This is a genomic window from uncultured Nitrospira sp., from assembly GCA_902500695.1.
GTDB lineage: Bacteria > Nitrospirota > Nitrospiria > Nitrospirales > UBA8639 > Nitrospira_E.
Genome location: CABVRQ010000021.1, coordinates 1 through 24,926, shown reverse-complemented (window position 1 = coordinate 24,926; position 24,926 = coordinate 1). Strand labels below are relative to the sequence as shown.

Below are 24,926 nucleotides of genomic sequence, written 5' to 3'. Positions count from 1 at the left end.
CCTCCGAGTTATTAGCGTTTATTCAAAGTCAAATAGAGGAAATTAACACCATTCATGCCCAGGCCGAGAAGGCCCTCAATGCGGTGCAAGGGAAAGACCATGTCACGAAATGGAAAAGAAAGGTCGTTGAAGGTTTGGCCCCCTATGTGAGTGAGGCATATCTTCAACACATTACGAAGGAATGGCTGGAAACCACCTATTTTGTGGGCGATGTGTTTGATGAATTAGCCGATGAAGTGGACATGTGTCGCCGGCATCTTAAGAAGTTGCTTAAGGACATTCAGACCACCGGCATCCCCTGATGCCCCTGTCCCTATGAAACACCGGTATGACCCTTCTCATTTTTCTCCACGCCTATAATGGCACCGCTTCCTCCTTATCCGCGCAAACGGCTCGGTCAGCATTTCCTGATTGACCCCAATTTACTCCGGAAAATTATCAATCTGGCGGACCTCCAGCCTAATGATTATGTCTGCGAAATTGGGCCTGGAGGCGGCGCGTTGACCAGATTGTTGTGCCAATCGGCAAAGCAGGTGTTAGCCCTGGAAGTCGATCCCCGGATGGTGAGTTTCTTGAAAGAGGAATTTGCGGAATGCTCGAACCTTGATATTCAAGAATACGACGCGCTCCGCTATCCCTTCGATCAGCTGCCGGAACCTGCTGTGGTGGTGGCCAATCTACCCTATAACATTTCAACGCCCATTATGTTTCGGTTGTTAGAAGCTCGGCCCATGATCCGTCGAATGGTCTTAACTGTACAACTGGAAGTTGCAAAGCGGTTAACCGCCAACCCTAATACTAAAGACTATGGTGTGCTCTCGGTTATGGCGCAGCGCTTAGCTGATGTCCGTTTCGGTTTCCCCGTGTCTCGAAAATGCTTTCGCCCCGTTCCTGATGTAGATTCCGGAGTGGTACGGTTGGATCTTCGTGTTCCTCAGCTTTTCTCTACTCAAGAAGCCGACGCATTTGCTTTGGTGGTACGGGCAGCATTTGGGCAACGCCGAAAAACCCTCCTCAATGCACTACGAGGAGCGGGTTTTCCTTTGATCTGCCTGGAAAGGGCTCAAGAGCGTACAGGTATCATGTTAACCCGACGAGCGGAAACGCTGTCGGTGGAGGAGTTTCAGAATTTAAGTGAAGCGCTCACTGACCCATTGTTTCCTTCCGTTTCTTAACACCTCAAGGGCCTTGGACCAACCTTGTTATATGCGTAAGGGTTGTTTGCTCGATAGAAACACTTATGGTAGGATTTTTTGATGAGTATCTTCCCTAATTCGAAGAGCAAGCCAATAAAAGACCAAGCCAAGGGATTTTCTATCTTAACCACACAAGTTGTAGGGATTGTGCTTGCCACCTTGGGCATTCTGGGCCTGCTCAGTATGGCCACTTTTTCTCCAGCCGATCAGATCCTTTTTGTTGACCACTCTTCCTCTAATTCTGTTCCCGAAAACGCGGTAGGCCCGATTGGGGCTACGCTCGCGTTTTCCCTCTTAACTGTTGTAGGAGGGGGAGCCTATGTTGTGCCGTTGTTACTTGTTATGTTGGGTTTAAGCGTCTTATGGGGCGAAAAAATTCGTATGACGTCGGGAAGTCTATTCGGATCGCTGATTGGCGTTCTGTCTGTCAGTGCGCTGCTACATCTTCAATTTTCAGCCGGGCCTCAACTATCCGGGATGGATGTCCTAGGAGTCGGCCAGGGTGGAGTGGTGGGACAATGGGTGGCGGTCGGACTCGGGTCGTATCTGGCGGTCACCGGTGCCACTATCATGTTAGTGGCTCTGTTACTGATTGCTTTTCTTTTGCTTGTGCCGGTATCGATTGGGCAAGTTGCTCGAACAACCTTGAATCTCGGGGTACGCCTCAAAAATACCATGGTGGAGTCGGTGAAAGAGCGAGACTGGTGGGCATCAGATGCCCAGCCAAAAATGAATAAATCAATTCGGATTAATCGTCAATTGGCTGCCCGTGGGGGTATTGGCACAACGGTATTGGAAGCTGTGGAATCCAAGTCCAAGTTATCCAAGGTGAACAGAGATGATCTTCCAGCTACAATCGAGATTGTGCCCACTCTTCCCCTCATTGAAGAAGTCGACGACACCTTTATCTCTCGCAGGCAAATTTCAAAGTCCTATCAAATGCCTTCCCCCGTCGATCTCTTGGATACGCATGCTGTGCGGGCGGCGCATCAGACCGATGCGGTGTTGAAATCCCAGTCCGAAGTTCTGGTGAACACGTTGGCAAGTTTTGGGATTGAGGGAGGCGTCACAGATGTGCATCCCGGACCGGTGATTACCATGTACGAGTTTGCTCCCGGTCCCGGCATCAAAGTCGCCCGCATTGTGAATTTGGCTGATGATCTGGCCATGGCCTTAAAAGCCCTAAAGGTTCGGGTTGTGGCTCCTCTCCCAGGAAAATCCACAGTTGGGATTGAAGTGCCGAATCCTCAGCGGGAAACGGTTGGGTTGAAAGAGATGTTGACGTCGGAGGCCTTCACGCGGGCTCGCTCAAAGCTGGCTTTGGCCTTGGGAAAAGATATCTTTGGGCGACCGGTGGTGACGGATCTCCGAACCATGCCCCATTTGTTGGTTGCGGGTGCGACGGGGTCAGGAAAAAGTGTAGGGCTGAACTGCCTCTTATTGAATATCCTCTTTACTGCGCATCCTGATGAAGTGAAGCTCTTGTTAATCGATCCCAAAGTGTTGGAATTGCAGGTGTATGATGGGATCCCTCACCTCATTCGTCCGGTCATCACGAATCCCAAAGAGGCGGCTCGTGGGCTTGGGTGGGTCGTACAAGAAATGGAGCGGCGTTACCAGGTATTAGCGGAATTGGGAGTTCGAAATATTGATGCCTACAATAAAAAAGTTACCGATTCTCAGGAGGCGGGTTCTCCACTTCTGACCGTGAAGAAGCTGAGCAAGGGCCAATCCATGAATGTGGAGGAAGGGGCTCCTTTGTTGGAATCTTCACAAGAAGAGCGGGTTCTTTTGCCCTACATCGTGGTGGTCATTGATGAGTTTGCCGATTTGATTATGGTGGCTCCTAAGGATATTGAGGACCGCATTGCCCGACTTGCCCAAATGGCCCGTGCGTCCGGCATTCATCTCGTCTTGGCGACTCAAAGACCATCGGTTGATGTCGTAACTGGGCTGATAAAGGCCAATTTTCCAGCACGTATCGCTTATCAGGTTTCTTCCAAGATTGATTCCCGGACTATTTTGGATGCGAATGGAGCAGAAAGTCTTTTGGGGAAAGGTGATATGCTGTTTTTATCTTCTGGCACCGGCGGCATTAATAGACTGCACGGTCCCTATGTCTCAGATGAGGAAGTGCGTGGGGTAGTCGAATGGGTGAAATCCCAAGCCACCCCCATCTATGACCCAGTGGCTTTGGAGTCCGTGCAAGAACCCTCGGTGGATGAACAGGAGCGCGATGAGACCTATGAGCGGGCCAGAGAATTGGTGATGACCACGGGCCAAGCTTCAGCCTCGTTTATTCAGCGTCGCTTAAGGGTGGGGTATCCACGAGCAGCCCGAATGATTGAGCAAATGGAGGAGGAAGGTCTGGTGAGTGCACCAGGGCGTGATGGGAGACGAGAGGTCCTCGCTCGAAGTACGGCCATTGCGGAGATAGGATGATGGCACTGCTGTTCCTGCGAGGTGCCCTCTTTCTAGTCATCGTTGGGTTTTTAATGATGCCTGTACCCGGTGCCTCGGCCGCTTCCACTTCTGCCTCCGTCATAGAGGATATTGTTGGGAAAGTTGATGCTCGTTACGCTCAGACTAAAGATTTGCAAGCCGACTTTGTCCAGGAAACCATTCTTGAGGGATTTACGACCGGGTTTACGTCTTCCGGGCGGCTCTATTTAAAAAAACCTGGATTGCTTCGATGGGATTATCTCCACCCGTCTGAAGAGCAGATTTATGTGGATGGTGATCAGGTGATGATGTATGTCCCTGAGCATCAGCAGGTGGTCAAAGGGGCGCTTACGCAAATGGCCGCATCCAAGGGGCCTCTGGCTCTTCTTCAGGGGGCAGGAAACCTTTCTCAGCAATTTACGATTCTGGAATCTACAGATGGCTCGAAAGATGCGGGAAAGTTCCCGAGTCTCACCCTGGTCCCTAAGCCTGTTGGCCAAACCCCTCCAACTATCAAGAAAATTGTGCTCAAACTCTTTCCTGATACGTATTTCATTCAGGGTATAACCTTGTTTGAGGTGAGCGGGAATATCTCCCGTGTGATGTTCGACCACATTCAAGCGAATACGGGTCTTTCGTCCAGTCAACTCACCTTCGATGTTCCGTCGGATGTCGTGGTGGTCGAACTACCCTGATTTCAATATTCAGGTCTGTTGTTTTAGATGGTGTACTCTGATAAGGAAAAGGTGGAAAGAAATGGCTGAGCGCATCTTGGTTGTGGATGACGACAAGGGAGTTCGGGAGGCCTTGTCAGAGTTTTTGCTATCGTTGGGTTATACCGTCGTGATGGCCGAAAATGGTGAAGAGGCCTTGAATCAATATCGTAAGGGTGACTTCGACGTGATTATGGCGGATCTGATTATGCCCAATATGGATGGAATGGAGTTATTGAGGCGTATCCGGGACATCAAAAATGATGAGGTGATTTTTCTAATGATCACTGGGCATCCCTCTATTGGAACAGCTGTAGAGGCTATTAATCGTGGGGCTGATGATTATATTACCAAGCCCTTCCATCTTGAAGACGTGAGGTTGCGGGTCACGAAAGCGTTGGAAAAGCAAACCTTAAAAGGCCGATTAAAAACAGCCCAAGGCCTGGCCTGGGGTTTAATGTTGTCCATTCCGCTTTGGCTCCTGTTGGGAATCATTCTGGTTATCTTGTTTAAAGGATAAGTAATTCTTGCCTCCAGTGGTTCTTGTGTGGTCATTGCTCAATCTCCAATCTCAAATTCATGGTGAGCCGGTTGTTGTGGTTCATGCAGGTCTTGCTGTGTGTTTTGGGTATTGTGGCGTTCGGTGCAAGCTCTCTTTCGGCCATTAGCGGCCAAATCACTGAAGATCCCACCAAAATTTTACAGAAATATCTTTCCCTTGATAAAAAAGGCGTTCGGTTGGAGGCGCATTCCTGGCAGGTGGTGAGGCCCTTTGTGGCTTGGCTGGAAGAACCGGTCTGGGGACAGGTGGTCGTAATTTCTCAATATGAGGTGGTGGATGACGTATCGGAATGGGAAATTTTGAGTGTCTTAGAGGCCAAAATTCCTGTGATGTTTGAAGTGTTAGGAACAATGCATTGGGAAAGCGTGACGTTTGTGCCAAATCCTCACCGAGAAATACAATATTTTCAACTGAAGGCGGTTGGAGACCGTTGGCAAATTGTTGGGCCTCAATTGCCTCCACATGTGGGCCGTCAACGGCTGATAGACTTTGTTCGTTGGGCGGAGTTAAATGAATCTGGGCCTGAGAGAAAAGTTCTTTTCAATTTTTTAATACAACAACTAGAACTTAACAATGAGAAAGATGTGCAGAAATGACTACTTGGCGTGCGGAAGTGTTGTTCTTCGATTTTGACGGAACTTTGATCGATTCGAAAATAGATATTGCCACATCGGTAAACCTGACTCTAAAGGATTTGGGGTTGACCTTGCGATCGCGGGAAGAAATCTTTAGTTTTGTGGGTGATGGGGTGAAGCGGTTATTACGGTTATCGGTGGGAGAAGAAAATTGTGGTCAATATGAAAAAGCCTTGGAGATTTTCCGAAAACATTATTTAGAGCATTGCGTGGAAACCACACGGTTTTATCCTGGGATTTGGGAAGTGCTCCATCACTATCAGGACCGCAGAAAAGCCATTGTGACCAACAAGTCTTTAGAATATACCCTTTCAATTGTGGATGGGTTACATGCACAGGATCTCTTTCATCATGTGGAAGCTCCTCGGGATACGATGGAATTGAAGCCAGAGCCCGTGATGTTACTGCGAGCACTTGAGGGATTGGGCGTTGATCCATCTGAAACGGTGATGATTGGGGATAGTACGAATGATGTTCGGGCAGCTCAGGCCGCGGGCATACGAGCGTGTGCGGTGGGCTATGGTTATGGGAACCGAGAAAAAGTTGCAGCATTACGGCCTGATTTTTATTGTGAAAATCCGAAAGATCTTCTTGGCTTGTTTTAATTACTCCCACCTCTGTTTCATTTTCTACGAGTGACAGCAGCCATCAAAAGGGGCCTGGACGCCCCGTGATTTTTCTAGTTGTGAGAAACCCGGGAATTCTTCTATGATCCTTTGAGCCTTTTTGATGGCTTTTAACAATTTTTGAGTTTTTTCGAGGAGAGGTCCTGATGGCGCAACCGGTTGTTACCTGTTTGGATATGGAAGGGGTATTATTTCCTGAGATCTGGCTAGCTTTGGCGGATAAAGTGGGCATAAAAGAGCTACGTCTAACCACCAGGGATGTTGCGGATTATGATGTCTTGATGAAAAAACGACTTGAAGTTCTGAAGGCGCATCGCATTACTCTTCGGGATATTCAGGATGTTGCCAGTGCGATTTCTCCCCTCCCTGGAGTTCCTGATTTTATTGCGTGGTTACGCGAACGCTGTCAAATTATTATATTGTCGGACACGTATTATGAATTTGTAGGGTCACTCATGAAGAAACTTCAATTCCCTACGATTTTTTGTCATACATTGGGAGTTGATTCCCAGGGGTTTATCACAGATTACTTCTTACGCCAACCTGATCAGAAGCGACATGCCGTTAGTGCGATGAAGGGTATCGGGTTCCGGGTCTTGGCGGGAGGAGATTCCTATAATGATGTTTCAATGTTAAAGGAGGCCGACGCCGGATTTTTCTTCTGCCCTCCTGATTCGATCATCCAGGAATTCCCCCAGTTCCCAGTAGCCCGTTCGTATGCAGAATTCCAGGAACATCTTGGTCGGGCAGGCGGCTTCTCTTCGTGACGTGGTTGTGGTGATATAGGTTTAAATTTTCTTGCCCAGTTTTTTTCGTTCAAGAGGTCTCTGGCTGATGTCAAAAGGCATGAAGATATAAAAAAGGAAAGCAATTGTTGCCTTTCCCAATTCTGCTTGCTAGATGATGTATGGCGTTTCTAGATAGCAGCAGGAGTGCACTGGCACTGATGGTAAAGGGGAAAAGAAATTAAAGAATCCATTTTTGGAAAGAAAAAATGTAATCCTCAGAAACTTGCCAGAATTTTTCTGGATCCTCTTGGACCGTTGGCTGCAAAGATTTTATGCCAAGAGCACGGACAAACTTGAAAGGAGCATTTACATGAGGGTCTCTCGCATTCACCTGTCTGTATTGGTAATGGTATTTTTCTGTCTCTCTACCGTGACCGGCTGTCTTGGAAAACGGGATTGGCAATATCCCCCGGCATCGACGGGGTCATTTCTAAACGAAAAAGCCGCATCCTCAATACCGGCCAAAGCCATCGTTCTTCCCTTAGAAGATTTGAGGGGAACTGAGGTAAAAGAGGAATATTGGAAAGCCGCTATTCCGCTGGTTCCTTATGGGGACACAAAATACCAACGCCCTGAGGCTGTAGCCAACCCAGAAGAGGTTGATGTCGTCAAGTTTGATCCAACTAATGATCTTGCTCAATCCATTGCTGCGGAATTAAATCATGCAGGAATTTTTTCTTCGGTTAATTTTGCCAAAGAGGAGGGACAACAGCCAGCGGATCTGGCTTTTCGAGGTCGTCTCCGTTCTACCGACTGGAACCGGCGATTGTATTCGTATCTCTTCGCACCCGTGGGAGTGGTTTTTTGGATGTTAGGCCTTCCCATGAGTGAAACAACCACCGGTTTGGAGCTGGATCTTCGATTAACTTCCCTAACTGAACCGTCGAAGGTGTTATGGAATATGACGATGGAATTCGAAGGGAAGCAGCTCGATGGACCCTATTATGGTCTTGAGAATGCTGCCGAAAGTTATCCTGAGGCCCTACAAGAAGCCTTGAAGCCCGCAATTGCAGACTTGATTGGCTTAGCCAACGAGGACCCTAACCGGCTAATGCCCCGCTAAGTGATTGAAATTATTGGGATGTGAATAATCGCAAAAAAATATGAAATATCTGGTTGATATTTGGCAAGCAGAAGATTACTTTAAGCTTCAGGAATTGAAAAAACGGCCGATAATGATTAAGAAACACTGATATCCTGCAAGGACCTTCATTGGCGTCTCTAATGAATTCATGAGATTTTTTTTCCTTAATTCTAGGTTTCAGGCACTTGGTGCTATATTTAAATGGAAGAAATCGTCGTATTGGTAACGGTAAGTTCTGAAGGGGAGGCTTCAAGCCTGGCAAGAATCTTGGTTGAAAACGGATTAGCTGCCTGTGTCAATATCATCCCAGGCGTTCGATCAATTTTCAAATGGGATGGGAAAATATCGGAGGAACAGGAATTTTTATTGTTGGCAAAAACTGGGAGACAGTCGTTTGACCAATTAGTTTCTATGGTGAAAGCCAATCATAGTTATACCGTCCCTGAAATCATTGCTCTCCCCATTCAGCTTGGGAGCGAAGAATATTTAGCCTGGATTCGAGATACTACCAAGAGCCGAGTAGGCATAGCGGAAGATTGATGGAAAGTGTATTTGGCGTTATTGGCTGTAATCCTAAGAACTTTAGAAATTCTTAATTTTTTAATATTGGTGAATTATGAAAGAATCTGAAGATACCTTGACCGTGATAATATTTCGAGGTGCACGATCAAATCCTTGGCGCCTTAAATTAAAGAAGTCTTTTGTAAAGTATGGAATGATTGTTGGGTTAGTGTTGCTGCTCGTTCAGGGTGGGGTAATTACGCATTATGTCTACCAGTGGAGCCAACTCAGTGAATTAGGAGAAATAAAACAGGAATTAACTACGTCCCGTGCTCGAACCAGTAACTTTTCAACCGAAGTAGATGGAATGAAAAGGCGGATGTTGGTATTAGAGACCCTCAATCGGAAGCTTCAGACAATGTTTGGGCTAGAGGCGGATGAGATTCAGGGGTTGCCTTCTGGTCTTCCTGGGCAGGGAGGAGAAGAGGTTCCATTTGAGGAGGTGCCATACGATGGGTTGCAAGAGGAGGCATCTTGGGAGTCAAAGTCTTCAATTGAAAAGACCAGGATCAGGATCCCAGAGGTAACTAGTTTAGACTCGGCCTTGGATCTAAAAATAACCGAGATTAAAGCTGGACTTGAGTGGTTAAGCCAACAAACTGAATTGGAAAACAAAATTTTGGAAGAACTTTCTGCCGCCGCTCAGCAAAAAGCTGATCAATGGGCTTCCATTCCCTCAATTTGGCCAGTTAAAGGTGCCTTAACCTCAAAGTTTGGTCCTCGTGTCTCTCCTTTTACAGGAAAAAAAGCCTTACATGCAGGTATTGATATCGGTGCACCAACTGGTACCGAGGTTCGGTCCCCCGCTTCGGGAAAAGTTGTTGTAGCCGCTTATGATGGGCGTATGGGGAAATTTGTTCGTATTGACCATGGTTACGGCATAGAAACTACTTATGGGCATATGTCAAAAATTAATGTGAAATATGGGGATAAAGTTCAAAGAGGCGATCTTGTCGGTCTTGTCGGGAGCACGGGAAAGTTTTCTACCGGACCCCATCTTCATTATCAAGTGGCTGTGAATGATAGAGTCGTAGATCCTATTCATTACATTTTGGATTAGCCAGTCCCCCATCAAGCCTGTGAGATACGTCAGTCATCTGCCAGGCTAGTCAGTCAATTCTTTCTTGCTACACTTCCACATTCTTCTGTAAATTCTGGGACAAAAGACCTAAGTCATTTTATTCCAGACTGGGTCTTCTTTTATGGAAGGTGGGCCTTCTTTTGTGTTGAATTATCTAAAACAATTACATAGATTACCATTGAAGATGTTGAGGAATTTTTGTTTGCTCGAAATGTTTAGGAAACGCTCAGGATATTCTGGAGAGGTTGATTTGAAATTTAAGTCTAACGGTTAAATTGACAATAATTTATTTCCTTTGTTAGTTTGTTGTTTTGCTGGGTGATTTTACCTAGCAGGAAGTTGGTTTTCAGTAATCAAATGATGGTTGCTTTTGCTTTTAACCAAGGAGGAGGCCAGATATGAGTCTCGATTATGTAAAATTCACGCCAGGTTTTGGGAAGTTTATGCCAAAAGAATATAGAGATATGGTGGAACATGGTCCGTTTGGAAAAAAGACCTCGGTGTCTCAAGTGGGGACGTTTAAAGAGATTTTAGAGGAACATCCCATGTGTGCGGGGTGTGCGATGACGTTGTTTATACGATTGGCTATTATTGCATTCCCCAACCCGGAAGATACGATTACCGTCGGGACGGCCGGATGTGGGCGACTAGCTATTTCTCAGGCAGCGATTCCTTTTGTCTACGGAAATTACGGCGATCAAAATGGGGTGGCGAGTGGGTTGTCACGCGGACTTCGCTTGAGATTTGGAGATCGTCCCAAGGATGTTGTAGTGATGGCAGGTGATGGGGGAATGGCAGACATTGGCTTTGCTCAAACTTTACATTCCTGGTTTCGAAAAGAAAAATTTACGACTATCATGTTGGACAATGAAGTATATGGGAATACAGGTGGTCAAGAAAGCGGAATGACCAACAAGGGCCAAGTTTTGAAGATGGCGCCTTTGGGAAAGAAATTTGAAAAGATGGATATGTTAGGCATGGCCAAGGTTGCAGGGTGTGCGTATGTAGCAACTGTGGTTCCCAACAACCCAAGAAGAGTAGAAAGTGTCATTAAGAAAGCAGTCTTGATTGCACGAGAAGTTGGCCCAACATATATCCAGGCCTATACCTCCTGTAATATTGAATATGCGATTCCAACAGATAAAGTGATGGAAGATGCCAAAGATGTCGAGAATGATCGTTATGCATTTTCTGAATATCTTACGGACGAAGCCAAGCAGTATTTAGGGGAATTGTACGGGTACAAAGAATATCTCCCGAAGCCTGCAGCTGCAGTCACAAAAGGGTAGTTGTCTCCCTCGCAGTTGGCGTGCTTGGTTTGGATGCTTTTAAAGGTATGAAAATGGAGGTTGAAAATGGCTATTCGTTATAACATTCGTATGGCAGGCGTTGGTGGCCAGGGCGTGGTGACTGCATCCCATATTTTTAGCACGGCGGTCATTAATGCCGGAGGGGAGAGCACCATCGTTCCGTTTTATGGGTCTGAAAAGCGAATGGCTCCAGTAGAAAGTTATGTGCGTGTTTCAAATGAGCCTATTTATGAAATTGGAGAAATTACCTTTCCCCATATCCTCATGGTCTTTCATCCACAGTGCATCACCCATGGGAAGAGTTATACGAATCCTTTTTATTATGGGTTAAAAAAGGAGGGAGTCGTTCTTATTAATAGCAATACACCTATGAATCTTGAGCCGGATCAAGCTGCGGAATTGAAAGACCTAGATGCCAAAATATATTACCTGCCAGCTACCCAGATGTCGTTAGATGTGGCGGGAATCGATTTGGCCACAAATATGGCTATGGTTGGAGCAATCGGCGCAATTACGGGACTTTCAACTTTAGAGGCCACGGGTGAGGCTGTGAAAGATCGATTTCTTGGAAAGGGTTTTGTGGTGTCGGGTGGAACTGCCGCATTGGATAGTGTGGTGGAAAGAAAGTTCAAGAAAAAGGCAGAATTGATTGAGAAAAACTTAGCGGTGGTAAAGGCTGGTTGGGATTACGCCGTCGATAATGGATGGACATTGGGAGCTTCCTCAATGGCGGACCAAACAACTAGTGCAGCAACTAAAGCAGTAAAGGCTTCGGTCTAAAAAAAGAGAAAAATAAGAGGAAATTGAAAGGGGAGAGCGATGTATCTTGTTGCAAATATAGATATAGATATTTGTGCTGCAACCAGCTGTAAGTTATGCACCCAATTCTGTCCAGAAGCTAATACCATTCAGTATGATACGGAAGCGGGAAAGGACAGGGGTTTAAAGTATGGATCGGCTTATGTAGCAGTCGATCGATGTAAGGGTTGCGCGCAATGCGTATGGGTGTGTGACAATATGGCCAAGCATCATGCCATTAAAATGGAAATGATCGACCAAATTGGGGATGCGGCACTCACTGAAAATATTTCCTACTTGGAAAAAAATACCAAGGCGGTCCTTGCTAGCCCGCTAAGAGGTTAGTCTAACAAAGTCTTTTCATTCTTCAGTCATTTCATACTCATCAATCGGAGTCCAACGTGGAATTAACGAAAGAGCTAGAAGAAGCAATCGTGGCTCCAGGGCCACAAGGTTTCCATCCTCCATCGGCTGCGGAACTTGGTGTACTGACGCCTGAAGCAGGATATGGTCTGAAATTTGGCCATGTTGTTGCGGAAGAGCTGGCAATGGAAGCCATGGCGCGCACGATGTTGACGCGCAAGAATGCAACCATTTTCCCAGGTCCGTTGGTTCTATGGAATTGGAATGATCATGCGGCGGATAAGGCTAAGGCTGTATTAGAGCTGGCAGCCCAATTGCCAGATGTACTTGTTATTCCCATGCCGGACTATCGCCCCAAGTACCCTAAGGTTGAACCAGAAGAAGTTATCAATCCGAATCATCCCAATCTGACAATATGGGGGAATAAGATTGAAGCCTGTATCTTTATCGGGGTGCATTGTCACTATGCCAATCTAACACTCAAGATGATTCGAGCGGGAACCAATTGTTGGACCTCGGCTATCTGCGCGGAACAGGGACATGAGGATGCCATGTTCACGGTTCGAGATTCTGATGCCACAAAGATTAGAAGGGTTGCGGCAGTTTTTAAGCGTGTAAGAGAGGAAATGGGGATAAAATTGCCGGAAAATGGCAATAATGTTCGTTTTACCGGACTACAATCCAAGGTTCATGGTGGCAAGACGCATACCAATCCTCTGGATTTCAGTATTGAAAGCCCTGTTGATGGAAACGCCGCCGCGTTTGGCCATAAAGCTGAACATATGCAAAAAGAAGCATGATTTTATTTGTGAATTTTCATTTAAGTAATGAGGGGGTCAAACAATGAGCGAAGCCCTTGAATCAGAAGTTAAAACAAATCCCCAAGGTGATCCGATTACCAGCGTTCCAGAAACACCATCTGTCGATAGCGGAAAGGGAAGAAAAGACCCACATGGAGAGGCCAAACGCCAGCGGGAAGTTTCCCCTGAATATATGTTTTTTGAGGCACCTCGTGAACGGGAATTTATTACCGGTAGTGAATGTGCCAAAGAAGCGGTGAGGCGATCAAATGTAGATATGTCCGTTGCCTATCCCATAACTCCACAAAGCGAAACATTACAATTGATTGGTGTCTTGTATGGTGAAGGGTATGTGAAGGAATTTTATCGAGGCGAAGAAGAATATGGCGTCATGTCGGCAATTGCTGGAGCCTCGCGTGCGGGGGTTCGCGCCTTTACAGCCACAGCTGGTCCTGGAACATTACGAGGTCTCGAGCCAATCGTCTCATGGGCCGGTCACCGTCTTCCTGCGGTTTGCATGTTTACATGCAGGGTGGTCAATGCTCCGCTGGCAATTCAACCCGATAATATTGAAATTGCCTATCTTTTGAACAGCGGAATGTTGGTCTTTCATGCTGAAAATCAACAGGACCTTTTCGATTTTATTATGAAGGGGTTTATTATCAGCGAAAAGAATGATGTCACGCTCCCGGTAGGGGTCTGTTGTGATGGTTTTTTTGTGACTCATGCTCGAGGTTACTGTTCAATGCCGGATAAGGGAATCAAGTTACCAGCTCGAGATCCTTACCGCGGGTCCGTGCCTGTTTTAGACGCGGAAAATCCTCCCGCTCGTTTGTCTCGTGATGCTCCGGTCCAAAAATCTAACTTTATGGCCTACAACATTCACGCAGTGTGGCAGCAGGAAGTATGGGCTGGCGTGGAACGTTCAAGGAAATATATTAATCAATATATGGATGGATTGTTAGAAGCTCAGGATGTGGAAGACGCAGATGTCCTCCTTATTGCCTCTGGGAGTGCGGCGGCCCAATCCCGCGAGGCGGTCCGTCAATGTAAAGAAAAAGGCATTAAGGCAGGATTGATCAAAATTCGTTCCTTGCGACCTTTCCCAACAAATGAGCTAAGAGAGCTGTGTGGTAAAGCCAAGCTTATTGTCATTCCCGAATTTAATTATGTTGGATGGTTGGCTAAAGATGTGGCTACCGCGATTTATGGATTCTCCAATGCAAAAATTGTTGCTGGTCCACATGTCTATGGAGGAATGTCCATGCCTGTGGAAATGATTACGGATGAAGTGGAATGTGGTCTGACCGGGAAAAAATCTAATACTGTTCCTCCTTCAGCAATTATGGGAGTGGCAGATCCGGCGGCTGTTGCAGAATTTATGAAAAGCATATAACTCAATTGTCCAACAATTGAGTAAATTCTAAGGCCCGCCCCAAAGAAATTGGGGCGGGCCTTTCTGTATTATTCCCAAATTCCAAGACAATATGACTCCCGCGAAGCCAAGACGAATCCTCGTAACCAATGATGATGGCATTGATGCACCTGGCATTCGTGCCCTTGCCAACGCCATGACTGCATTGGGACAAGTGTGGGTCGTCGCTCCAGAGAGAACACAGAATGCAGTAGGGCGAGCGATGACGCTCCATAAACCATTGCGACTTCGGCAAATTCGGCCACGGTGGTATGCCGTCAATGGGACCCCAGCAGATTGTGTCACTTTGGCGATTTGCAAGCTGCTGGAAACGAACGTGCCGGTGCTCGTGGTCTCTGGAATTAATAAGGGGTGGAATCTGGGAGATGACGTCACCAACTCCGGGACGGTGGCAGGCGCGTTGGAAGGCATGCTCCATAGAATACCCTCCCTGGCAATGTCCTTAGAAGATTGCCCACAAGCATCCTATGCGAAGGCTGCCCATTATGCGGTCCAACTGGCAGAAAGAATTTTGAAATCTGGTTTGCCAGAAGGGACAATTCTCAATGTGAATGTCCCTGGCTCAAATATGGAAGCGATTGCCAGCCTACAGTTCACGAGTTTGAGCCAACGACGGTATCATAAGCCAGTGGTGGAAAAAATTGACCCCAGGGGAGGGTCCTATTTCTGGATCGCTGGAGAACGACAATCGTGGGCCAGAAAAAAGCCCTCCGACCATGATGCGGTGGAAAAGAACCTGGTTTCAGTCACTCCTCTACATTTAGATTTAACCGATTACGTGGCGCTCAATACGCTGAAGAGTTGGGTGAAAACTCTTTCACCCAAAAAAACTACTCATGTTTCATCCGTTCGAAAATTGACGAGAATCAAAAGGATATGAAAAGCCTCTAGCCCTTCTTGGTAATTATTTTCTATTAAATTTCTGCTCCATTGCCATGGACTTGGTTAAACAATTATATGACTGGATGCTATCCTGGGCTGATTCGCCTTACGGAGTCCCTGCTCTCTTTGGCTTGGCCTTGGCCGAATCCTCTTTCTTCCCTCTCCCTCCTGATGTGTTATTAATTGCCATGACGCTTGGCAGCCCTGTGAATGCCTGGTGGTTTGCCACGGTGGCCACAGTTGGGTCAGTTCTTGGAGGGGCATTGGGTTATGGTATCGGTTGGTATGGCGGGCGGCCCGTTTTGAAAAAAATCATGGGGCAAGATCGCATGGATCTTGTGCACCAGTATTTTCAACGGTATGAGGGCTGGGCCATTCTTATTGCCGGATTCACCCCAATCCCTTATAAAATATTTACGATTGGGGCCGGAGCCTTTTATGTTGATTTCAAAACCTTCATGGTGGCTTCGATAGTTAGTCGAGGCGGGCGTTTTTTCCTGGTGGCGGGCGCCATTCAATTCTTCGGCCCATGGATAAAAGACATCATCGAAAAATATTTCAATCTCTTCTCTATTGTATTCATAGTTCTGTTGGTCCTGGGTTTTTGGATTGTGAAACATCAGGGGCAGAAACTTGCGCAAAAGACTTCTGCCCGAGAGCTATAAATTATGTCGATTGTTCTCTATAACACCCAGACCAAGAAAAAGGATGTCTTTGTCCCGTTGATCCACGGGCAGGTCAGCATGTACGTCTGCGGTGTGACCGTCTACGATGATTGCCATCTCGGCCATGCTCGAAGTGCACTGACTTTCGACATGATCCGACGCTATTTTGAATTTGCTGGCTACAAAGTGAAGTATGTGAGGAATTTCACCGATATCGACGACAAAATCTTAAATCGTGCCAAGCAAGAAGAGGTCCTCTGGCATGAAATCAGTGAACGGTATATTCAGAATTTTTACCGAGACATGGGGGCATTGGGCATTACGAAACCCTCAGCAGAACCTCGAGCCACCGAACATATGCAGGATATACTTCACATGGTTGAAGGCTTGATCCACAAGGGCGTGGCCTATCAGCTAGAAGGGGATGTCTATTATTCCGTCAAGAAATTTGCCCCTTATGGACAACTTTCCGGAAAAAAATTGGAAGAACTACAGGCCGGCGCCAGGATTGAGGTTGATACCAGAAAACAAGATCCCATGGACTTTGCCTTATGGAAAGCTGCAAAGCCTGGCGAACCTGGATGGGACAGCCCCTGGGGAAAGGGACGTCCCGGGTGGCACATCGAATGCTCGGCGATGTCAGTGGCTGAACTAGGCCCCACTTTTGATATTCATGGTGGGGGCAAGGATCTCATATTCCCCCATCATGAAAATGAAATTGCCCAATCCTGTGCCTATACGGGCAAGGAGTTTGCGCGTTATTGGGTTCATAATGGGTTTGTGACTGTGAATAAAGAAAAAATGTCAAAATCCCTTGGCAATTTTTTTACCATCAGAGAAATTTTGGACAAATCGCCGTATTCTGAACCCGTTACCGCTGAATGCCTACGTTATTTGTTTTTATCAACACATTACCGAAGCGATCTAAGTTTTTCAGATCATTCCATCAACGAAGCAAAAACAGCATTAGATAATTTTTATGGATTATTTCAACGGCTTGAGGAATCTAGTTCTAAGTCTGAAATTGAGGATGCCAAGGATTGGGAAATTCTGTTTAAAGACTTTACAGAAAAATTCAGTTTGGCGATGGATGATGATCTTAATACACCCAAGGCCCTGGGGGCATTTAATGAAATTCGAGGCACTATTAATAAATTGCTTGGCAAGGGACTGTCTGATAAATCACAGAAAACCATCCTAGAAACCCTTAGGACCTATGGGGAAATCCTGGGTCTATTTCAAATGACAGTGAGTAAATGGAATTCAATTGTAGGCAGCCTGGGAATGGCTAAAACTGAGGAGACCGCTCATCCTATCAAGGGGATCGTTGGATCAACTGATAAATGGATCGAAGAAAAAATTTGCCTTCGCAATGAAGCCCGTGCTCAGAAAGATTTTTCTACTGCTGATACCATCAGAAAAGAATTAGCCGACCAAGGCATTATCCTGGAAGACCGACCCGATGGCACCACTCGCTGGAAACGATGAACCCACCAGTGTGTTGTATGGGTTTCATGCCGTCACTGAAGCACTGCAATCACCCGCCCGTGTCATCGAACGACTCTGGCTCGCCAAATCTGATGGCCGATTTTTCCCTCTCACGCGTCTAGCAAAGGATCGACACATACCCTATTCCGTGGAATCCCGTGATCGGTTGGATCGCTTAGCCGGGGACCGTCATCATCAAGGAGTGGTCGCCAGTGTGGCGGCGAAGCAGTTTTTGGATGGTGAGGAATTGTTAGATGAAGTGGAGCAAGGTGCCACTCCCTCCTTGCTCGTGGTCTTAGACCAAATCCAAGATCCCCATAATCTTGGGGCCATTGCCCGATCAGTAGACGCAGCAGGAGGACATGGTATTGTCATTCCGAAACATCGCGCGGTTGGCTTAACTGCTGGAGTAGCGAAAGCCTCAGCCGGGGCGTTGGAACATGTGTCGGTGGCACGGGTGGCGAATCCAGGTAAGTTCCTCGAACAATGTCAAAAGCGATCCATCAAGACTGTGGCCCTGGACGCCGCGGCAAAAATCTCATACGACGAATGTGATTTGACCGAACCCTTGGCCTTGGTCTTTGGAAGTGAGGGGGAAGGGATTCGACCCATTGTCCTCAAAAAGTGCGATGAGCATGTGAGAATCACGATGTTGGGAAAGATCAATTCGTTGAATGTGTCGGTTGCGGTGGCTGTGACGCTTTTTGAAGCGGCCCGACAACGGGCGAGAAAGACGTAAACGGTAAGCTGAGATTATTTGATTTGAATGAGGCCTTCTTGAATAGCCGCGTTAAGCAGTTGGGCTGCATTTGACACACGCACTTTTTTCATCATATTGGCACGGTGGGCTTCCACCGTTTTGACGCTAATTTTTAACTGCTGTGCAATCTCTTTATTCTTCAATCCTGACCAGATGAGTTGCAGGATTTCTTGTTCGCGTTGAGTCAGGGCCTCCGGGCGTTTTCGCTTAATAGGCGGCATGTCCAATTTTTCCGGCTTCAGTTGGTTGGTCATGGGTACCTCAGGCATTTTCTCTAGGCGAATTATCTAAGGGAGAATATCAGGTCATTTTAGGATTGTAAACCAAAAGTATACGTAAACTCACCCTAGTCGAATTAACTACGGAATATGTGACCTTTATGTCTCACTGGATTGTTTGGCCAAGCGTCTTTATTCTGGGAACGATCATTGGAAGTTTTTTGACGGTATGTGTGCACAGAGTACCAAAGGGGCAATCTGTGGTGGCTCCTCGGTCGGCATGTCCTCATTGCGGAAGGCAGATATGCTGGTATGACAATGTTCCTCTTTTGAGCTTCATTTGGTTGCTGGGGAGGTGTCGTTCTTGCCATGTTGGTATACCCCCAAGATATCCCATTATTGAATTGACCAATGGCTTGGGCTATCTCTTGGTGGTTTGGCGGTTTGGGCTCACGTGGTCCACGCTCGTGTATGTGGGATTGGTATCAGTGTTCCTTGTGGTGGCTTGGATTGATTGGGACCACAAAATCATTCCGGATGTGATTACATTTCCGGGAATTGTGGTTGGCTTCTTGTGCGCATCTTTCCTGCTACCGACAGGCTGGGGTAATTCGCTCGTGGGTATTTTGGTGGGGGGCGGGTTTTTACTAGCTCTCGCCTGGGTCAGTCCCTTCTTGTTCGGGAAAGAAGGCATTGGGGGAGGCGATATTAAATTTTTGGCCATGGTCGGAGCTTTTCTGGGATGGCAGCAGGCCATACTCACCTTAATGGTGGGATCAGTGGTGGGAGCGGTTGTCGGGATAGTGTTGCTGGCCACGAAGATTCTTCAAAAAGGCCAATACATTCCTTTCGGACCCTATTTAGCGCTCGGGGGCTTCATCGCGGTGGTATGGGGAACGGAATTATGGCACTGGTATTTTCATGGCTTATTATAAGTACCCAACGAATCCTGCATGGCAGGTACGACCACATGGAGACGGTTCAAGACGTCACTGTAACAGGGATAAGACGGTTGAAGAGATCTCTTTGGTGTCCCGGAGGTTTTACCCTCACTGAATTGATCATCGTGCTTGGCATTATCGGGGTGGTCTTGATGTTAGCCCAAACCTGGTTGGTATCCCAGTTACCTCATTGGCGATTGAATGGAGCAGCCAGACAGGTGGCCTCTGACCTTTTAGGGGCAAAAATGAAGGCCGTGGTTGAGCGGAATAGGCAACGAGTCTTCTTCCAGGATAGCCATCGTTATGAGTTATTGGATGATGATAACAATAATGGAAAGTCCGACCCAGGTGAACATCTTGTAGCCCGCGATATTCAAGAGAGCTATCGAGATGTCAAGATGACGGCATCCAACAATCCCTCCTTTCTGCCAAGAGGAACGGCGTCTAGCTTAGCTTCTATTACACTTTCCAATTCCGCCGGAAAGCGAGTTATTACGGTCAGCATTACCGGACGGGTAAAAGTGAAGTCTTAAATGAAAACCAACATTCATGAGCGATATCCAGTAAGGATGTGTCTTTGTGATCAACGAGGGTTCTCTTTATTAGAAGTGCTCATGGCTTTGGTAGTGGTTTTCATGGCGCTCCTTGGATTTGCAGGCTATTCCGTTGTTGCCCATACGGGCATGACCGCGAGTGAAAAAATGACCAGAGCTGTCACCCTCGCCCAGGAAAAAATAGAAGACGTGCGTCGGGGTGGAGTGCCCATTTCGGTAACCGATCCATGGATCAACATAGAGCCCTATGGCTCTATGGCCGGTGCGATGCATCATCAACGCACACTCACCATTCAACCGCATACTCCAATAACCGGGTTGCACACGGTCACCGTCGAAGTGCGATGGGACCATGATGCGCATACCACCACACTGACAACCTATCTCACAAAGTAAGAATGAATAAGCAGATACCAGGTATTTCAAAATGGTCCCCTCAGGGATATACCCTTGTTGAGGTCGTGGTGGCCCTGGGGCTGAGTCTCCTGACGATGAGTGTGGTCTATGCCCTGTATATTCAAGAACTCAGGGCTCAGGGTGTGCGAGAACATGTCTTGGACATGCAGCAACAGGCTCGCGTGGTGGTGGATCTGGTGACTAGGGAAATCCTGATGGCCGGCTATGATCCTCGCGGAGTGAATCGTGATTCCGATCTTACGAATGATTTTGAGGGCATCACGTATGATCCTGGTAAGCTCTCTATCAAGGCCGATTTGAATGGAAATGGCCTCATCAGCGATGCCAATGAATCAATTGTTTTTGTCCATGATGCCACGGCCCACCTGCTACGGCGTAATACCGGTGGAGGAAATCAACCATTTGGTGAGGACATTGAAGCGTTTGTCGTAGATTATCTTGATCAGGGTGGAAACCCAACCACGAATTCCAAGGCCATGCGACAAGTTGGAATTTCGGTGACAGCCCGAACGTCACAAGCTGATCCAGAGTATGCCAAAAACGGTGGATATCGAACAGTAACTCTCCATTCCCGAATCACGATGAGAAATAGTCAATCATGATCCGACACAATAGGCATGCAGGAATACGGCCTTGTCATAATTCCATGGGTGGAGCCCTCATTGCCGCCTTGTTGTTAGTCGCTATTTCCACAATTATGGGTGCGACGATTTTGTTTGCCACATCCACCGATCTACAAATCAGTGGAAATTTCCGAAGGGCGTTGGCAACGTTCTATGCCGCAGAGGCGGGCATTGCAGAAACCGCCATTCGTTTAGGTGGTTCCTCTTTATCAAATCCAGTGTATCTCGGCGATTCTTCTCCCATCCTGCAAGCAAATTGGTCCGCCTATGTGTTGTCCAACCCTGACTGGAAACCACAGGATGATATGGAATATTCAGGGCTGTTCACCAACTATTTTCCTCTGAGTGGAAACCTCATCAATACGGCTGCTCTTGCCAATAGTGTGCAAACGACTCTGCCATATTGGACTAAAATTCGTCATAAAACCGAGTATGATGCGGAACGGGTTGGGCACAGTTCTCTGACCCCTCACTATCAAGATGGGGATGGAAATATTGCGACCCATTCAATAAATAACCGAGGCAACGTGGTTTTCTTTGGATTTCCATTAGGAAGCGGACTCACGCCCACGTCATTTACGTCAGCAAATCCAACACCATATTCCCCGGTCGAAATCATCATCAGCCAGGGTCAGGTGGAAGGGGCCGCATCCTTGATTCAAGTGGAGGTGGCACACCCCCCTGGCCCCCCATTGCTGGCACCGGTCTATGCGAATAGTCAGGTCGTATTCGCTGGAGGAACCACAGTCGTGGAGGGCTTTGATGAATGTGGCCTCCTGCCAGGAGGGAGGCCTCCAGTGTGGTTGAGCCCTGCAGGTGCGTTGGCAGGAACTGCCACTTACACAGGTAATCCTCCGATGCCACAAGTGGGCATGGATGCCCTGGATTTAGTAAAGGCTTTGGATAGCCTCAAACAAGGCGCTCAGGTCATTTCGGAAGATCTTGTCAGTGTGAACTTGGGGGCGCCGGGGAATCCTGCCCTGTTGTACGCCGAACCGCTTGCAGGGAGATTTTCGAGCCGACTTGCCGTTCAGAATCTCAATGGATATGGCATGCTTCTGGTAAGGGGAAATCTCAACATTTCCGCGCCTTTTCATTGGGAAGGCCTCATCATCGTTGCTGGGCAAGTGACGTTTGATGGTGGAATTGGGACTTCAGTCATTCAGGGTGCTCTCTTGGCGGACCAGGTGCAGGTATTGAATGGCGAGGTGAAGATGACTCTAGATACCTGTCCGATCGCCGCGTCCCTTCGAGTGCTTCCGGTTGCTACCCTCAGTTGGCAACAACTTCTCTAGAGTCTCTCTAAGACTTTTCAATTTCTCGGCTGAAAAATCTCAAAAAATTCGCTTGAAGGCATCCTCTCGATAATTTCTCTAACTTCCTGTTTCTAGTGGAGTTTACTTTTTCGGTTGAAGTTTCTCGCAAACTTCCCCTTTTTCCGCATCTTTCCTGAGACTTTTGATTCCTGACGACATGGGTCCTTTGATTGATTGCAGAAGCGTGACACCATTCTTACAATGGCTTTCTTGCCACGGCATGGGGATTGGTTTACAGATTTCGTCCTTTAACCGTTTGAAGAGTTCCTCAATGGCGTGTGTTAATTTTAAGCGAGGTCTTTCCAGGAAAAATGTGTTCTTAGTTAACTTTTAACGGGGTAAATGCCATGAGTGTACAACCAGACATTATTTACACGAAAGTTGATGAAGCGCCTGAGCTGGCCAGCGGATCGTTTCTTCCAATCATTCAGTCTTTTGCTAAAGCGGCAGGTGTGACCGTTGGCACCAAAGATATCTCTCTCGCGGGAAGAATTCTTGCGCAATTTCCTGACAAGCTCAAGCCGGAGCAACGGCAACCGGATGATCTGGCCTTATTAGGTGAAATGGTCGAGAAGCCGGATGCGAATGTCATTAAATTGCCAAACATCAGTGCTTCGCTCCCGCAAATTAAGGGTGCAATTACCGAATTGCAATCCCAGGGTTATGCGGTTCCTGACTATCCCGAAAATCCTAAAACCGATGAAGAAAAGGACATTAAAGCCAAATATGACAAGGTGAAGGGAAGCGCGGTCAACCCCGTATTGCGGCAGGGGAATTCCGATCGTCGAGCTTCACCATCAGTCAAGCAATATGCCCAAAAGAACCCCCATAGAATGGGTAAATGGACCAAAGACTCCCGAACCCACGTGTCCCACATGACTGCAGGAGATTTTTTCGGCAATGAAAAATCTGCCACGATCACGGATCAATCCGCTGGCAAGGGACGCATTGAATTCATGGCGAAAGATGGAACGGTCAAAGTATTGAAAGATAATGTGGTTTTCGACGAAGGCGATGTAGTTGATACCACGAAAATGAGCGTAGGTGCCTTACGAGAATTCTTTAAGGAACAAATTGCAGACGCCAAAAAAAGTGGCATTTTGTTGTCGTTACACTTGAAGGCCACCATGATGAAGGTGTCGGATCCCATCATGTTCGGACATGCCGTGACGGTCTATTTCGAAAATGTGTTTAAGAAGCATGAACAGGTTTTCAAAGAACTTGGGGTGAATCCGAACAACGGGCTTGGGGATGTGTATGCCAAAATTGGAAAATTACCTTCCGCCCAACAGGAAGAAATCAAAGCGGACATTCAGGAGGCACTCAAGAACGGCCCGGATTTGGCCATGGTGGATTCTGACAAGGGTATTACGAACCTTCATGTGCCGAGTGACATCATCATTGACGCCTCCATGGCCGCGACAATTCGCACTTCAGGAAAAATGTGGGGTCCAGATGGCAAAGAGCATGATACCAAGGCCATAATCCCCGACCGGTGTTATGCCGGCATATATCAGTCGGTGATTGAATTCTGCCAGAAGCATGGTGAATTCAATCCTGCCACGATGGGGAGCGTCCCCAATGTCGGTCTGATGGCACAAAAGGCGGAGGAGTACGGGTCTCACGATAGGACATTCGAAGCGCCTGGCGATGGGACCATCCGTATTATTGATGGAGCGGGCAAGACCGTGCTTCGACAGGAAGTGGAAAAAGGCGATATCTTTCGGGCATGTACGGTCAATGATATTCCCATTCAAGATTGGGTGAAGCTGGCTGTGAAGCGAGCCAGAGCGTCCTCAACTCCTGTGGTGTTCTGGTTGAATAAAGATCGGGCACATGATGCGCAGCTGATTGAAAAAGTGAATCGCTATTTGAAGGATCATGATACGAAGGGGTTGGACATTCAAATTATGGCGCCTGTGGATGCCATGAAGTTCTCACTTCAACGCGCAAAAGACGGTCTCGATACCATTTCGGCCACTGGAAACGTGCTCCGGGATTATCTCACCGACCTATTCCCCATTTTGGAGTTGGGTACAAGCGCCAAAATGCTGTCCATCGTTCCCCTGATTAATGGTGGGGGATTGTTTGAGACGGGGGCAGGAGGATCCGCGCCGAAGCATGTCCAGCAGTTTGTCAAAGAAGGACATTTGCGCTGGGATTCACTCGGAGAATTTCTCGCGTTGGCCGAATCGTTTGCGCATTTAAGTCAAACAAAAAGTAACAAAAAAGCAAAAATCCTGGCGGATACGTTGGACAAGGCCACTGGAAAGCTCATGGACAACCGGAAATCACCTGGACGTGAATTGGGAGAGTTGGATAATGCCGGAAGTCATGTGTATGAGGCCATGTACTGGGCCCAAGAGCTCGCGGCTCAAAATGATGATCAGGACTTGAAAAAGCAATTTGCTCCGATCGCAAAAGATTTGGAGGCAAAAATCGATACCATTCTTGAAGAGATTAAGGCGGCAAAGGGACGGGCTCAGGATATTGGGGGGTATTACCGTCCTGATCCGGTCAAGGTAAAGGTCGCCATGCGTCCCAGCGCGACTCTCAATGCCATCTTAGGTCGCTTAGCCTAGGTTATTAAACGTAGGCTGGTCTTCCGGTATTATTTTTATACTGGGGATGTGTGCAACGAGCCGGGTTCCAAACGGAGCCCGGCTCG

Annotated in this window: 27 protein-coding genes; 26 read left to right on the top strand and 1 reads right to left on the bottom strand. The window is 47.4% G+C overall.

The genetic code is table 11. The features are described 5' to 3' along the window. The 20 genes from AAH187_RS07550 to rlmB all read left to right on the top strand — a co-directional run. The coding region (locus AAH187_RS07550) for a hypothetical protein (RefSeq protein WP_342347833.1) at window positions 1-302 on the top strand (302 nt) is incomplete at its 5' end. Between the two features lie 57 nt (window positions 303-359). Next, window positions 360-1,175 carry a 16S rRNA (adenine(1518)-N(6)/adenine(1519)-N(6))-dimethyltransferase RsmA gene (rsmA, locus tag AAH187_RS07545; protein ID WP_342347832.1) on the top strand — a complete coding sequence of 272 codons (816 nt, stop codon included), beginning with the start codon at window positions 360-362 and terminating at the stop codon, window positions 1,173-1,175. A gap of 81 nt (window positions 1,176-1,256) precedes the next feature. Beyond that, window positions 1,257-3,638 (top strand): DNA translocase FtsK 4TM domain-containing protein, encoded by a 2,382-nt coding sequence (locus tag AAH187_RS07540; protein ID WP_342347831.1) that lies wholly within the window; start codon window positions 1,257-1,259, stop codon window positions 3,636-3,638. Beyond that, window positions 3,635-4,333, top strand: a complete 699-nt coding sequence (locus AAH187_RS07535; protein WP_342347830.1) for an outer membrane lipoprotein carrier protein LolA — start codon at window positions 3,635-3,637, stop codon at window positions 4,331-4,333. Before AAH187_RS07540 ends, AAH187_RS07535 begins: the two co-directional genes overlap by 4 nt. Before the next feature lie 61 nt (window positions 4,334-4,394). Then, complete coding sequence (locus tag AAH187_RS07530; RefSeq protein WP_342347829.1) at window positions 4,395-4,871, top strand: response regulator; 477 nt, start codon at window positions 4,395-4,397, stop codon at window positions 4,869-4,871. Between the two features lie 71 nt (window positions 4,872-4,942). Further along, on the top strand, window positions 4,943-5,509 hold the full coding sequence (locus AAH187_RS07525; RefSeq protein ID WP_342347828.1) for a hypothetical protein: 567 nt from the start codon (window positions 4,943-4,945) through the stop codon (window positions 5,507-5,509). After that, window positions 5,506-6,153, top strand: coding sequence for an HAD-IA family hydrolase (locus tag AAH187_RS07520; protein ID WP_342347827.1), 648 nt, complete (start codon window positions 5,506-5,508; stop codon window positions 6,151-6,153). The genes AAH187_RS07525 and AAH187_RS07520 overlap by 4 nt, the downstream gene beginning before the upstream one ends. 167 nt (window positions 6,154-6,320) lie before the next feature. Next, window positions 6,321-6,941 carry a bifunctional phosphoserine phosphatase/homoserine phosphotransferase ThrH gene (gene thrH, locus AAH187_RS07515; protein WP_342347826.1) on the top strand — a complete coding sequence of 207 codons (621 nt, stop codon included), beginning with the start codon at window positions 6,321-6,323 and terminating at the stop codon, window positions 6,939-6,941. 331 nt (window positions 6,942-7,272) lie between these two features. Beyond that, window positions 7,273-8,025 (top strand): hypothetical protein, encoded by a 753-nt coding sequence (locus tag AAH187_RS07510; RefSeq protein WP_342347825.1) that lies wholly within the window; start codon window positions 7,273-7,275, stop codon window positions 8,023-8,025. A gap of 222 nt (window positions 8,026-8,247) precedes the next feature. Further along, on the top strand, window positions 8,248-8,586 hold the full coding sequence (gene cutA, locus AAH187_RS07505) for a divalent-cation tolerance protein CutA (protein WP_342347824.1): 339 nt from the start codon (window positions 8,248-8,250) through the stop codon (window positions 8,584-8,586). A 76-nt stretch (window positions 8,587-8,662) separates the two neighbouring features. After that, window positions 8,663-9,667: a M23 family metallopeptidase gene (locus AAH187_RS07500; RefSeq protein WP_342347823.1), complete on the top strand. Its 1,005-nt coding sequence runs from the start codon at window positions 8,663-8,665 to the stop codon at window positions 9,665-9,667. A 419-nt stretch (window positions 9,668-10,086) separates the two neighbouring features. Continuing rightward, on the top strand, window positions 10,087-10,977 hold the full coding sequence (locus AAH187_RS07495) for a thiamine pyrophosphate-dependent enzyme (protein WP_312644825.1): 891 nt from the start codon (window positions 10,087-10,089) through the stop codon (window positions 10,975-10,977). Window positions 10,978-11,043: 66 nt separating this feature from the next. Beyond that, window positions 11,044-11,778, top strand: coding sequence for a 2-oxoacid:acceptor oxidoreductase family protein (locus tag AAH187_RS07490; RefSeq protein ID WP_342347822.1), 735 nt, complete (start codon window positions 11,044-11,046; stop codon window positions 11,776-11,778). A 39-nt stretch (window positions 11,779-11,817) separates the two neighbouring features. Continuing rightward, on the top strand, window positions 11,818-12,141 hold the full coding sequence (locus AAH187_RS07485; RefSeq protein ID WP_342347821.1) for a pyruvate ferredoxin oxidoreductase: 324 nt from the start codon (window positions 11,818-11,820) through the stop codon (window positions 12,139-12,141). 56 nt (window positions 12,142-12,197) lie between these two features. Continuing rightward, window positions 12,198-12,959 (top strand): carbon monoxide dehydrogenase beta subunit family protein, encoded by a 762-nt coding sequence (locus AAH187_RS07480; protein WP_342347820.1) that lies wholly within the window; start codon window positions 12,198-12,200, stop codon window positions 12,957-12,959. Between the two features lie 43 nt (window positions 12,960-13,002). Continuing rightward, the gene (locus AAH187_RS07475; protein WP_342347819.1) at window positions 13,003-14,355 is read left to right on the top strand and encodes a transketolase C-terminal domain-containing protein; all 1,353 of its coding nucleotides are present in this window, start codon (window positions 13,003-13,005) and stop codon (window positions 14,353-14,355) included. Between the two features lie 91 nt (window positions 14,356-14,446). Then, window positions 14,447-15,274, top strand: a complete 828-nt coding sequence (gene surE / locus AAH187_RS07470; protein ID WP_342347818.1) for a 5'/3'-nucleotidase SurE — start codon at window positions 14,447-14,449, stop codon at window positions 15,272-15,274. 55 nt (window positions 15,275-15,329) lie between these two features. Further along, complete coding sequence (locus tag AAH187_RS07465; RefSeq protein WP_342347817.1) at window positions 15,330-15,941, top strand: YqaA family protein; 612 nt, start codon at window positions 15,330-15,332, stop codon at window positions 15,939-15,941. A gap of 3 nt (window positions 15,942-15,944) precedes the next feature. Continuing rightward, on the top strand, window positions 15,945-17,429 hold the full coding sequence (gene cysS, locus AAH187_RS07460) for a cysteine--tRNA ligase (RefSeq protein ID WP_342347816.1): 1,485 nt from the start codon (window positions 15,945-15,947) through the stop codon (window positions 17,427-17,429). Beyond that, on the top strand, window positions 17,404-18,168 hold the full coding sequence (gene rlmB, locus AAH187_RS07455) for a 23S rRNA (guanosine(2251)-2'-O)-methyltransferase RlmB (protein WP_342347815.1): 765 nt from the start codon (window positions 17,404-17,406) through the stop codon (window positions 18,166-18,168). The genes cysS and rlmB overlap by 26 nt, the downstream gene beginning before the upstream one ends. A gap of 14 nt (window positions 18,169-18,182) precedes the next feature. Here the strand turns inward: rlmB and AAH187_RS07450 are convergent, their stop codons facing one another. Continuing rightward, complete coding sequence (locus AAH187_RS07450) at window positions 18,183-18,443, bottom strand: response regulator transcription factor (protein ID WP_342347814.1); 261 nt, start codon at window positions 18,441-18,443, stop codon at window positions 18,183-18,185. 125 nt (window positions 18,444-18,568) lie between these two features. On the opposite strand from AAH187_RS07450, the gene AAH187_RS07445 reads away from it, so the two are divergent. The 6 genes from AAH187_RS07445 to AAH187_RS07420 all read left to right on the top strand — a co-directional run bounded on the left by AAH187_RS07445 (window position 18,569) and on the right by AAH187_RS07420 (window position 24,840). After that, window positions 18,569-19,342 carry a prepilin peptidase gene (locus AAH187_RS07445; protein WP_342347813.1) on the top strand — a complete coding sequence of 258 codons (774 nt, stop codon included), beginning with the start codon at window positions 18,569-18,571 and terminating at the stop codon, window positions 19,340-19,342. A 77-nt stretch (window positions 19,343-19,419) separates the two neighbouring features. Then, the gene (locus tag AAH187_RS07440; RefSeq protein WP_342347812.1) at window positions 19,420-19,881 is read left to right on the top strand and encodes a GspH/FimT family pseudopilin; all 462 of its coding nucleotides are present in this window, start codon (window positions 19,420-19,422) and stop codon (window positions 19,879-19,881) included. Further along, window positions 19,882-20,298: a prepilin-type N-terminal cleavage/methylation domain-containing protein gene (locus AAH187_RS07435; protein ID WP_342347811.1), complete on the top strand. Its 417-nt coding sequence runs from the start codon at window positions 19,882-19,884 to the stop codon at window positions 20,296-20,298. A 2-nt stretch (window positions 20,299-20,300) separates the two neighbouring features. Continuing rightward, entirely contained in the window at window positions 20,301-20,921 is a 621-nt protein-coding gene (locus AAH187_RS07430) for a hypothetical protein (RefSeq protein ID WP_342347810.1), read from the top strand. Then, window positions 20,918-22,237 (top strand): PilX N-terminal domain-containing pilus assembly protein, encoded by a 1,320-nt coding sequence (locus AAH187_RS07425; protein ID WP_342347809.1) that lies wholly within the window; start codon window positions 20,918-20,920, stop codon window positions 22,235-22,237. The genes AAH187_RS07430 and AAH187_RS07425 overlap by 4 nt, the downstream gene beginning before the upstream one ends. A 368-nt stretch (window positions 22,238-22,605) precedes the next feature. After that, on the top strand, window positions 22,606-24,840 hold the full coding sequence (locus AAH187_RS07420) for an NADP-dependent isocitrate dehydrogenase (RefSeq protein ID WP_342347808.1): 2,235 nt from the start codon (window positions 22,606-22,608) through the stop codon (window positions 24,838-24,840). Window positions 24,841-24,926: the final 86 nt, after the last annotated feature.

What these genes read in the sequence shown, in the direction of transcription:
- rsmA (WP_342347832.1), top strand. Translation starts at nt 360, where the DNA reads ATGGCACCGCTTCCTCCTTATCCGCGCAAACGGCTCGGTCAGCATTTC.
- AAH187_RS07540 (WP_342347831.1), top strand. Translation starts at nt 1,257, where the DNA reads ATGAGTATCTTCCCTAATTCGAAGAGCAAGCCAATAAAAGACCAAGCC.
- AAH187_RS07535 (WP_342347830.1), top strand. Translation starts at nt 3,635, where the DNA reads ATGATGGCACTGCTGTTCCTGCGAGGTGCCCTCTTTCTAGTCATCGTT.
- AAH187_RS07530 (WP_342347829.1), top strand. Translation starts at nt 4,395, where the DNA reads ATGGCTGAGCGCATCTTGGTTGTGGATGACGACAAGGGAGTTCGGGAG.
- AAH187_RS07520 (WP_342347827.1), top strand. Translation starts at nt 5,506, where the DNA reads ATGACTACTTGGCGTGCGGAAGTGTTGTTCTTCGATTTTGACGGAACT.
- thrH (WP_342347826.1), top strand. Translation starts at nt 6,321, where the DNA reads ATGGCGCAACCGGTTGTTACCTGTTTGGATATGGAAGGGGTATTATTT.
- AAH187_RS07510 (WP_342347825.1), top strand. Translation starts at nt 7,273, where the DNA reads ATGAGGGTCTCTCGCATTCACCTGTCTGTATTGGTAATGGTATTTTTC.
- cutA (WP_342347824.1), top strand. Translation starts at nt 8,248, where the DNA reads ATGGAAGAAATCGTCGTATTGGTAACGGTAAGTTCTGAAGGGGAGGCT.
- AAH187_RS07500 (WP_342347823.1), top strand. Translation starts at nt 8,663, where the DNA reads ATGAAAGAATCTGAAGATACCTTGACCGTGATAATATTTCGAGGTGCA.
- AAH187_RS07495 (WP_312644825.1), top strand. Translation starts at nt 10,087, where the DNA reads ATGAGTCTCGATTATGTAAAATTCACGCCAGGTTTTGGGAAGTTTATG.
- AAH187_RS07490 (WP_342347822.1), top strand. Translation starts at nt 11,044, where the DNA reads ATGGCTATTCGTTATAACATTCGTATGGCAGGCGTTGGTGGCCAGGGC.
- AAH187_RS07485 (WP_342347821.1), top strand. Translation starts at nt 11,818, where the DNA reads ATGTATCTTGTTGCAAATATAGATATAGATATTTGTGCTGCAACCAGC.
- AAH187_RS07475 (WP_342347819.1), top strand. Translation starts at nt 13,003, where the DNA reads ATGAGCGAAGCCCTTGAATCAGAAGTTAAAACAAATCCCCAAGGTGAT.
- surE (WP_342347818.1), top strand. Translation starts at nt 14,447, where the DNA reads ATGACTCCCGCGAAGCCAAGACGAATCCTCGTAACCAATGATGATGGC.
- AAH187_RS07465 (WP_342347817.1), top strand. Translation starts at nt 15,330, where the DNA reads ATGGACTTGGTTAAACAATTATATGACTGGATGCTATCCTGGGCTGAT.
- cysS (WP_342347816.1), top strand. Translation starts at nt 15,945, where the DNA reads ATGTCGATTGTTCTCTATAACACCCAGACCAAGAAAAAGGATGTCTTT.
- rlmB (WP_342347815.1), top strand. Translation starts at nt 17,404, where the DNA reads ATGGCACCACTCGCTGGAAACGATGAACCCACCAGTGTGTTGTATGGG.
- AAH187_RS07450 (WP_342347814.1), bottom strand. Translation starts at nt 18,443, where the DNA reads ATGACCAACCAACTGAAGCCGGAAAAATTGGACATGCCGCCTATTAAG.
- AAH187_RS07445 (WP_342347813.1), top strand. Translation starts at nt 18,569, where the DNA reads ATGTCTCACTGGATTGTTTGGCCAAGCGTCTTTATTCTGGGAACGATC.
- AAH187_RS07435 (WP_342347811.1), top strand. Translation starts at nt 19,882, where the DNA reads ATGAAAACCAACATTCATGAGCGATATCCAGTAAGGATGTGTCTTTGT.
- AAH187_RS07430 (WP_342347810.1), top strand. Translation starts at nt 20,301, where the DNA reads ATGAATAAGCAGATACCAGGTATTTCAAAATGGTCCCCTCAGGGATAT.
- AAH187_RS07425 (WP_342347809.1), top strand. Translation starts at nt 20,918, where the DNA reads ATGATCCGACACAATAGGCATGCAGGAATACGGCCTTGTCATAATTCC.
- AAH187_RS07420 (WP_342347808.1), top strand. Translation starts at nt 22,606, where the DNA reads ATGAGTGTACAACCAGACATTATTTACACGAAAGTTGATGAAGCGCCT.